Source organism: Flavobacterium hydrocarbonoxydans (genome assembly GCF_009789235.1).
GTDB lineage: Bacteria > Bacteroidota > Bacteroidia > Flavobacteriales > Flavobacteriaceae > Flavobacterium > Flavobacterium hydrocarbonoxydans.
In genome coordinates this window covers 226,219-236,231 of the sequence record NZ_WSTB01000005.1, presented here as the reverse complement: position 1 = coordinate 236,231, position 10,013 = coordinate 226,219, and the positions used below count along the sequence as shown (strand labels likewise).

The 10,013-nt window shown below is 37.8% G+C and carries 7 protein-coding genes; all 7 read left to right on the top strand.

Annotated elements, in window-relative coordinates; all coding sequences use genetic code 11:
* Positions 1-1,215, top strand: coding sequence for an efflux RND transporter periplasmic adaptor subunit (locus GON26_RS11120; RefSeq protein ID WP_089055914.1), 1,215 nt, complete (start codon positions 1-3; stop codon positions 1,213-1,215).
* A 21-nt stretch (positions 1,216-1,236) separates the two neighbouring features.
* Complete coding sequence (locus tag GON26_RS11115; protein WP_089055915.1) at positions 1,237-1,776, top strand: DUF3347 domain-containing protein; 540 nt, start codon at positions 1,237-1,239, stop codon at positions 1,774-1,776.
* A gap of 176 nt (positions 1,777-1,952) precedes the next feature.
* Positions 1,953-4,478 (top strand): heavy metal translocating P-type ATPase, encoded by a 2,526-nt coding sequence (locus GON26_RS11110; RefSeq protein ID WP_160374886.1) that lies wholly within the window; start codon positions 1,953-1,955, stop codon positions 4,476-4,478.
* A gap of 26 nt (positions 4,479-4,504) precedes the next feature.
* Complete coding sequence (locus GON26_RS11105; RefSeq protein WP_160374885.1) at positions 4,505-5,749, top strand: hypothetical protein; 1,245 nt, start codon at positions 4,505-4,507, stop codon at positions 5,747-5,749.
* Positions 5,750-5,760: 11 nt separating this feature from the next.
* The gene (locus tag GON26_RS11100) at positions 5,761-6,633 is read left to right on the top strand and encodes a DUF2911 domain-containing protein (RefSeq protein ID WP_160374884.1); all 873 of its coding nucleotides are present in this window, start codon (positions 5,761-5,763) and stop codon (positions 6,631-6,633) included.
* A gap of 150 nt (positions 6,634-6,783) precedes the next feature.
* On the top strand, positions 6,784-7,272 hold the full coding sequence (locus tag GON26_RS11095; RefSeq protein WP_230407922.1) for a DUF305 domain-containing protein: 489 nt from the start codon (positions 6,784-6,786) through the stop codon (positions 7,270-7,272).
* Between the two features lie 26 nt (positions 7,273-7,298).
* A complete protein-coding gene (locus GON26_RS11090; protein ID WP_160374882.1) occupies positions 7,299-9,917 on the top strand; it encodes a multicopper oxidase domain-containing protein in 2,619 nt (872 codons plus the stop codon).
* Positions 9,918-10,013: the final 96 nt, after the last annotated feature.

Here is a 10,013-nt window from a genome sequence, read left to right as displayed (position 1 = left end):
ATGAACAGTAAATCAATAATTCGTACTATTTTGCTCATTGCAATGGTTTTTCCACTTCTATTTACAGCATGTGTTCAAAAAGAAGAAAAAAAAGTCAGTCAGGAAAAAGTTCAAACCTATACCTGTCCCATGCATCCGCAAATTGTAAAAGATGGTCCTGGCTCATGCCCAATCTGTGGAATGGATTTAGTGCCCTTCGAAAAAAACAACTCACAGGACTTTCTAACCTTGGGGCCAAGCCAGCAAGCTCTAGCCAATTTGACTACAATAACTGCAGGAGAAAATGAATTTTCGAATTCATCGCGTCTCAACGGGCGTTTGGTTACTGACCCTGAGCAAACTATTTACATCTCAAGCCGAGTGGCAGGAAGGATTGAAGAGTTGTATGTAAAAGAAACTGGTGTTCCCGTTCGAAAAGGCCAGCCTTTATACAGAATATATTCAGAGCAGCTATCAGCCCTGCAACAGGAGTACCTCATTGCCACAGCACAGGCCACAAGCTTTGCCGAGGATAAACGCTTTGCCCAAATAAAAAATGCTGCAAAGCAAAAACTATTATTGTATGGTCAGTCCGAAGCCCAGCTTAATGAGTTATTCAAAAAACAAAAAGCATCCCCTTATGTTGATTATTATTCTCCAAATTCAGGAATAGTTGCAGAACTTTCCATAACGGAAGGCCAATATGTAGCAGAAGGAGCCTCTATTATGAAATTAGAAGATTACAATCGTTTATGGGTCGAAGCTGATGTTTATCCAGCCGATGCAGGTAAAATTAAAACCGGCCAAAAGGTTAAAGTTTTAGTCTCTGGTTATGAAGATCAGCCCCAAACAATGACCGTAGATTTTATAAATCCTGCCTTGCAGACAAGCAAGCAGATAATACAGCTGCGCGGTACTATTGCCAATCCAAACAATCAATGGCAGGCAGGTCAGCAGGCAATTGTTTTACTGCCTTCCTCAGAACAGAAAATGAAATTGACCATACCTGTGGATGCTGTTATAAGAGACGGAAGCGGCACACATGTTTGGATTGAAATTGGAAAAGGCAAATATCAGCCTAGAATGGTGGCGATTGGTTCGGAAACCTTCGATGAAGTCGAAATTACTGGCGGCTTAAAAAAAGGTGATGTAGTTGTTGCATCCGGAGCCTATCTCCTGTACAGTGAATTTATATTAAAGAAAGGCAAAAACCCAATGTCAGGAATGAAAATGTAATAACCAATCTCACAACAGACGATGAAAAAAATAATCAAAATAGGAATCCCGATATTATCAATCTTCTTACTTATTGCCTGCGGTAATAATGAAAACAAAAAGCAAGAGAATCCTGAGGATAGTGAAACTTCTGTCCCAATTTCAAAAGAAGCCGAAATCAGGATAAATGATGATGTCTTAAACGCGATATACAGCCAGTATGCACATTTAACAGTAGCCCTTACCGAAGATAATATCGCGGAAGCAAAACTGGCGGCCAATGCGATTGAAGCGGGAGCACGGCAAATTAGCAACAACAGTACTCTTGCAGTAAGTGCCGCAGCAATCGTTTCAGCTCCTGATATTGAAAACCAGCGGGCTGCCTATTCTAAGCTAAGCAATGAACTCATTTACCTGCTAAAAAAAGCAGGAATGACCCAGGCTGAGCTGTACGTGGAATATTGTCCAATGGCGTTTGACAATAAGGGGGCCGTATGGATTAGTTCTACCAAAGAAGTACGTAATCCTTATTTTGGAGCAAAAATGCTCAAGTGCGGTGAGGTGAAAGAAACAATTAAATAATTAGGTTCTAAAACAAAACTACTTGTAATTTTTTTCAGTGTTAAAAAATGGATATCAAAGCTTATTGGGAATAAGATCATTTTAAGCAAATCAAAATTTCAGGTTTACTAAAAAAAAGCTAACTTTCTATATATTAAATATATAACACATCGAATTTTATAAAAAAAAACAACATTATGACACACACCTATACAATATCGGGAATGACTTGCGATGGATGTCGTACGAAAGTAGAAAAAACATTAAATGCTGTGCAGGGAATAAAGGCAACTGTTACCTTAGATCCTCCATTGGCAACCATTACAATGGAAAAACATATTGCAACCGAACAGCTGCAGGAAGCATTGACTGCGGTTGGAAAGTACACCATTGAAATGACACACACGACTCATTCGCAAGAAAAAACAGCTGAGAAACCATGCTGTAGTACTGCTAACGATCCTGATCATAAAAAGTTAGCTGCGCCTCATAATGATGCGGGTGGAAAATACTATTGCCCGATGCATTGTGAAGGCGATAAAATGTATGATAAACCGGGAGATTGTCCTGTATGCGGAATGCATTTGGTACAAGAACCACCCGCTGTTCAGGTTCAGCAATACACATGCTCTATGCATCCGGAAATTATAACCAATGCGCCAGGATCATGTCCTATTTGCGGGATGGATCTAGTACCAATGGAACCAAGCGAAAGCGAAGAACAAAGGATTTATAAGGGTTTGGTTAAGAAAATGAAAATAGCGGTTGTATTTACAGTTCCTGTTTTCGCCATTGCCATGATAGAAATGGCACACAACAATCCTCTACTTCAACTAATGGATGCGGCTAAATGGAATTGGGTACAGCTTATTTTATCACTTCCTGTTGTCTTTTATGCCTGCTGGGTATTTTTTGTACGAGCATGGAAATCAATAATCACATGGAATTTAAATATGTTTACCCTTATCGGAATTGGTACAGGAGTGGCATTTTTATTTAGTTTAGTTGGAATGTTTTTTCCAGACATTTTTCCAAGTGAATTTAAGACCCAGCACGGAACAGTACTATTGTACTTCGAGGCCACAACAGTTATTCTGACTTTGGTTTTATTAGGACAATTGCTTGAAGCCAGAGCGCACAGTCAAACCAGTGGTGCTATAAAAGAATTATTAAAATTGGCTCCTACCGAAGCTACTTTGGTAATTGATGGCGGTGATAAAGTAATCTCAATCCATGATATAAAAAAAGGTAATTTATTACGGGTAAAACCCGGAGATAAAATTCCTGTGGATGGGAAAATAACCGATGGTGAAAGTACAATAGACGAATCGATGATTACCGGTGAACCAATTCCTGTAGATAAAAAAATAGGCGATATGGTGTCTTCAGGAACTATAAACGGAAACAAATCATTTATAATGATTGCCGAAAAAGTTGGTTCGGAAACCTTGCTTTCGCAAATTATACAGATGGTTAATAATGCAAGTCGTTCCAGAGCACCAATTCAAAAACTAGCCGATAGTATTGCTAAATATTTTGTACCAATTGTTGTTGTAATTTCCATTCTTACCTTTTTCATTTGGGCAAAATTTGGTCCCGAACCGGCATTGGTCTATGGGTTTATAAATGCCATTGCGGTATTAATTATTGCCTGTCCTTGTGCTTTAGGATTGGCAACGCCCATGTCTGTAATGGTAGGAGTTGGAAAAGGCGCTCAATCGGGAATTCTGATAAAAAATGCTGAAGCTTTAGAAAAAATGGATAAGGTAAATGTTCTGATTACTGATAAAACAGGAACAATTACAGAAGGGAAACCTTCGGTGGAAAAAATTGTTGCACTACAATATTCAGAAGATGAACTGTTGCAATACATTGCATCTTTAAATCAGTATAGCGAACACCCTTTGGCACAAGCCGTGGTGAAATTTGCAAAAGCTAAAAATGTCTCTTTAACGAAAGTCGATGATTTTGAAAATATTGCAGGAAAAGGAGTTATTGGAACTGCTATTGATAAAAAGATCGCATTAGGGAATAAAAAATTAATGGAGCAAGTAGGCGCAGCTATTTCTGCCACAATTGAAGAGAAAATTATTGCCGAACAAAAATTAGGAAAAACAGTTTCTTATATCGCTGTGGATAATAACGTAGTGGGATTTGTAACGATAACCGATGCTATAAAAGAAACCAGTGCTGCTGCTATAAAAGAATTAATGAGTCAAGGAGTTGAAGTAATTATGCTTACGGGAGATAATGTAAATACTGCCAAAGCTGTTGCTGACGAGTTGCATTTAACCTCTTTCCAAGCAGGTTGTTTACCGGAAGACAAATTAAAAGTAATAGAAAAATTACAAGCTGAAGGAAAAGTTGTTGCTATGGCAGGAGATGGTATAAACGATGCGCCAGCTTTGGCACAATCGGACATTGGCATTGCGATGGGAACAGGAACAGATGTTGCGATAGAAAGTGCCAAGATTACTTTGGTAAAAGGAGATTTGCAAGGAATTGTAAAAGCAAAAAATCTGAGCCACGCTGTAATGCGCAACATCAAGCAAAACCTGTTCTTTGCTTTTATTTATAATGTCTTAGGCGTACCAGTAGCTGCGGGAGTTTTATATCCGTTTTTCGGAATATTACTTTCTCCTATGATTGCTGCCCTGGCAATGAGTTTTAGCTCGGTATCTGTTATTGTCAATGCATTGCGATTGAGAAGCTTAAAACTCTAAAAAATAATAATTTATTATTAAAACAAATGACCAATCTAGGACAAATTATTCTGCAGTATAAAAACGATAACGAAAGTGTCTACAATACCTGGTTTATAGATAACAACCAACGGTTAAAGGCATTTCGGACTATAAGACGAGGTGTTTTACAAGTCATTGAGGATATTAAAAAGAAAACCTTTCCTAATGATTTTAAAGAAAGCAGCTTAGAATTTGTTCTGAGTTGCATTGCTGAACAAAAACAAGTCTTTGCAGGGGTTTCCCATCCGTTTTATTGGAAACCCAAATTACGCATCCCCGATATCTATGAAAATCAAAACAATAAATTGGCTTTTGGTCAATTCCTTGAAAATTGTATCAATGCCAAGTCTGAAGAGCAGGTTGTAAAAGAAATCATAAAACTCGATGAATTAAAAATTAAAGGATTAGGGCCTGCGGTTGCCAGTATTTTGTATTTCATACACCCAACCTGGTTCCCGCCATTCAACACTGCTATTCTCAATGGTTTTAATTTTCTTTTTAAAGACAAAAAAAAATTGGGAAGCTGGACAGAATATCTTAAAATAAGAGAAACTTTGATGGAAACTAACACTTTGCATAAATCTCAGCTGTCAAATGATTTGGGTGCCATTGCAGGATTGTGTTTTGAAATTGGAACCCAGAAAATGCTAATCGGTAACGATGAATATTTAAGCGAGGCAGAACGTTCAAAATTCGAAAAAAACGTATACAAACGTCAAAGAGAAATACTCGAAGAAAAACTGGAGGAAAATCTGCATAGTGAGATGCAATACCATCTGCTAAAAATAGGTATTTCTCTAGGTTTCGATGTTACCCCGGCAAGCAATGATAAAAACAAATCATTTAATGGACAAAATTTCTCATTTATTTCACTGGTAAAATTCCCTGAGTTGCCTACTGACAAGGATACTCAAAATACCATCAGGCTTATTGATGTGCTCTGGTTCGAAAAAGGCACAAATAAAATTATAGGAGCCTTTGAAGTGGAAAAGAGCACTAGTATCTACTCCGGCATACTGCGCTTGTCTGACCTCTACTTTAGTATTTCAAGCGGACAGGAAGTTTTTTATATTATTATTCCCAATAACAGGGAAAAGGATGTAGTGCTTCAGCTAAATAGGCCCGTTATAAAAAACTCGAAAATGAATATACAATATATCCTGTTCTCTGAACTAAGGGCCAATTGTGATGCGATTTGCAAGTTTGGAACAGACCATTCAATAATGGAAAAAATATCAAAATCAATTTAAAATTAAAAATTATGAAAAAAATAATTCTACTGAGCTTCATCACGATACAATCATTATCAATTTGGGCACAGGAAAAAGTTCAAATAAAGCTTACTCCTGCAAGCCCTTCAGCATCATTTCAACAAGAAATTGGAAGCTCAACAATAAAAATGGCCTATAGCAGACCCTTGGCAAGAGGACGAAAAATATTTGGGGAACTGGTGCCATTTGGCAAACTCTGGCGGACAGGTGCCAGTGACTGTACGACCATCAGTACTAATGAGGATATCACCTTAGGAAATAATATTTTAAAAACAGGAACCTACTCTATATTTTCAATTCCATCAGAAAATGAGTGGACTATCATTATAAATAGTGATAGTACTTTACACGGTGAAACTGGTTATGATGAGAAAAAAGACGTTATGCGTTTTACCGTCCCCACAGAAAAAACAACTAATTTCTACGAAACTTTTACCATCGAATTAAATGACATCAATAGTAAAGGAGAAGGTTTCCTTAAAATAGAATGGGAAAATACTATGGTTAAAATACCAATGAAAAGCAAAGCTGACAAAGAAATTTTAGCCCTGATTGACAAATATATTATTAAAGAGAAAAGTCAAAATGCTACTTTATTGTTTCAGGCAGCAAATTATTATTCAACCACGGGAAGAGCAAATAACCAAACAGTATCCTGGTTAACTGAGGCCGAAAAATTGGATCCCGAAAATTTTTATTATCCCACTTTAAGACAGAAAGTATCTTTAGAACTGAAGGATTATCCCAATGCTATTGAGGCAGCAAAAAAAGCCTTAACAATTGCAGAACAGAAAAAAATGAAGGGTACTGAAAAATTAAAAAATCAGATTGAAGAGTTACAATTATTACTTAAAAGTAAATAAATAATAAGTATTACAATATCACATTGAAAACTACAGGAGCATAAAAAAATCCTTGCCATTTAAGCCGATACAGTGTTATAGTAACATTAGACTTGTTTTGTTCAGGGAAATAGATAAATCAAAATAACTTTTAAAGCTAAAAATATGAAAATGGAACACACAACACAGCAGCATTCAAAAAAGGTAGACTTCAAAATGTACAAAAAATTAGCCATTATGATTGTATTGTCATTTATTTCCATGTACATACTAATGTATTCGATGGTCGATATTTTTGCTAATGTCATTCCCAATATAAACCAATTTTACATGGCAGGGCTAATGACTATGCCAATGCTCATAATTGAGATTATTGTAATGGGTAGTATGTATATGAATAAAAGATGGAACATAATGTTACTTATCACAGGTAGCCTTGCAGCAATTATTTTTTTTACCTGCATAAGAGAGCAGGCAGCTGTTGAAGATAAACAATTCTTAAAATCAATGATACCACACCATGCAGCAGCCATCCTCATGGCTAAAGAGGCTGATCTTCACGATCCGGAAATAAGCCAACTTGCCCAAGACATTATAAAAGCGCAAGAAGCTGAAATTGCTCAGATGAAAGCCAAATTGGATGAGATGAAAAAAAAATAATACAGTAATATTTATTAAAAAACAATATGAAAAATATACTGACAATACTCGTATTTATCATGCTTCCTGTTTTAATTCAGGCCCAGGACATGAAAACAATGCAAATGGATAAAAAGCCAGCAAAAGAAGAGTCAAATCCCACTACCTATACCTGTCCAATGCATCCCGATATCCATGAATCCAAACCGGGAAAATGCCCAAAATGCGGCATGACATTAGTAAAAGCAAAGGCTAAAACAACTCAGCCGAAAGCAGGCACAAAACCTAAAGCTGCAACTCCTGTTAAAGAGGTATTGCCTGAAAAGGCTAAATCCTCCTCTGCGGATAATATCGACACACACCAGGCGCATGATATGACAAACATGGAAAAGAAAACAGTAGATCCCCCAGTAAAAAAAATGATGATAAATGATGAGCCACCTAAAGTTGTAAGGTACGATTTATATGTTCGCGATACGGTGGTAAATTTTTCAGGGAAATCAAAAAGAGCAATAGCGGTAAATGGCCAGATACCAATGCCTACGTTAACCTTTACAGAAGGTGATACCGCAGAAATTTATGTCCATAATGAACTTGACGAAGAAACCTCATTACACTGGCATGGTTTGTTTCTACCCAATAAAGAAGATGGAGTGCCTAACCTTACCCAAATGCCGATAAAAGCGCACAGTACCTACAAATATTCTTTTCCCATCAGGCAGCATGGGACCCATTGGTATCATAGCCACTCGGGATTGCAGGAACAAATAGGAATGTATGGATCTTTTGTGATGAACAAACGAAACTCCGATCCGAATTTCCGCCAGGGAATAGACGATCTTCCCACAATTCCGATTGTGCTGAGCGAATGGACCGATATCAACCCTGAGAACGTTCATAGAATGCTGCATAATGCCTCCGATTGGTTTGCAATAAAAAAAGGCACGACCCAAAGTTATGGAGAAGCTATAAAACAAGGCTATTTCAAAACCAAGGTCATCAACGAATGGAAGCGTATGAACGCTATGGATGTAAGCGATGTCTATTATGAGAAATTTTTAATTAACGGGAAAAACGAAAGCCAACTTTCGCAGTTCAAAGCGGGTGATAAGGTAAGATTACGCGTCTCTAATGGCGGTGCATCCAGTAATTTCTGGCTTACCTATGCCGGAGGCAAAATTACAGTAGTGGCCAGTGATGGCAATGATGTTGAACCCGTTGAGGTAGACCGTCTGCTTATTGCAGTTTCTGAAACCTATGATGTTGTCCTGACCATTCCGGCAGAAAACACATCTTATGAGTTTTTGGCAACACCGGAAGACCGGACAAAATCGGCTTCCCTCTACATTGGAAATGGCACCAAACAGCTCACCTCCCCTTTACCCAAACTGAAATACTTTGAAGGGATGCAAATGATGAATGATATGATGAAAATGAATGGAGACCTAAATGATATGGGGATGAAGATGTCGTTGAATCAGATGGATATGAACTCGGTAATGTATCCTGAAATTACAGGCCCACAAACAAAAGGAAGTAAAGACATGCCAATGGAAATGGACAAAGAAGAAACCAAATTGGATATCCCTGATAAGATGCACGACATGGACAATATGGAAAATAAGTACAATGCCAATGCTCTTGCCGATATTGTGACATTAAATTATGCGATGCTAAAATCTCCTACAAGCACGGAATTGTCAAAAGATGCACCCGTGAGGGAGCTCAAATTCGAGCTTACCGGAAATATGAATCGCTATGTGTGGAGCCTGGACAACAAAGTTGTTTCTGAATCTGATAAAATTCTGATCAAAAAAGGAGAAATTTTACGTATCGTGCTGCATAATAATTCAATGATGCGCCATCCAATGCATTTGCATGGCCATGATTTCAGGGTAATCAATGGGCAGGGAGATTTTGCGCCATTGAAAAACATCATCGACATCATGCCAATGGAAACAGATATTATTGAATTCGCCGCAAGCGAAGATGGTGGCGACTGGTTTTTCCACTGTCACATTCTCTACCATATGATGGCTGGTATGGGCAGAATTTTTTCTTATGAAGATTCACCTCCAAATCCAGAAATACCAGACCCTAAACTGGCTCAGCGAAAATTGTTTGCTGATGATAGAGAATTCCATTTCATGGCTGAAAACGATTTTGCTACTAATGGAAACGATGGCGAAGCAATGTATCAGGGGACACGCTGGAGTATAGGGACCGAATGGAGATTAGGCTACAATGATATGCATGGCTATGAAACTGAAACACATATTGGACGCTATATTGGAAAAATGCAATGGCTAATGCCATTTATAGGATTTGACTGGAGATATAGAAAAATGGGAGAAGATGAACAGGAAAGAAATCTCTTTGGACAAAAAAATACTAAAGATAAACGTGCAGTGGCGAGTCTAGGGGTCAACTATACCCTTCCTATGTTAATAGTAGCACAGGCTGAAGTTTTCACAGACGGTAAAGTCAGACTACAGTTTGAACGTAAGGACATTCCAGTTTCTAAAAGGCTTCGAATGAATTTAATGTGGAATACAGATAAGGAATATATGGCGGGGCTTCGTTACATAGTAACCAGATGGGGATCACTTTCCTCACATTATGACAGCGATATGGGTTTTGGGGCCGGATTCACTTTGAATTATTAACGGTTTATGTTGCCTAGTATCATACAAACGCTCGATGCCTGAGTGCAGTAGTAATAATAATGTAAAACTTGGGCTAAATTTTATAAATAAAGGACA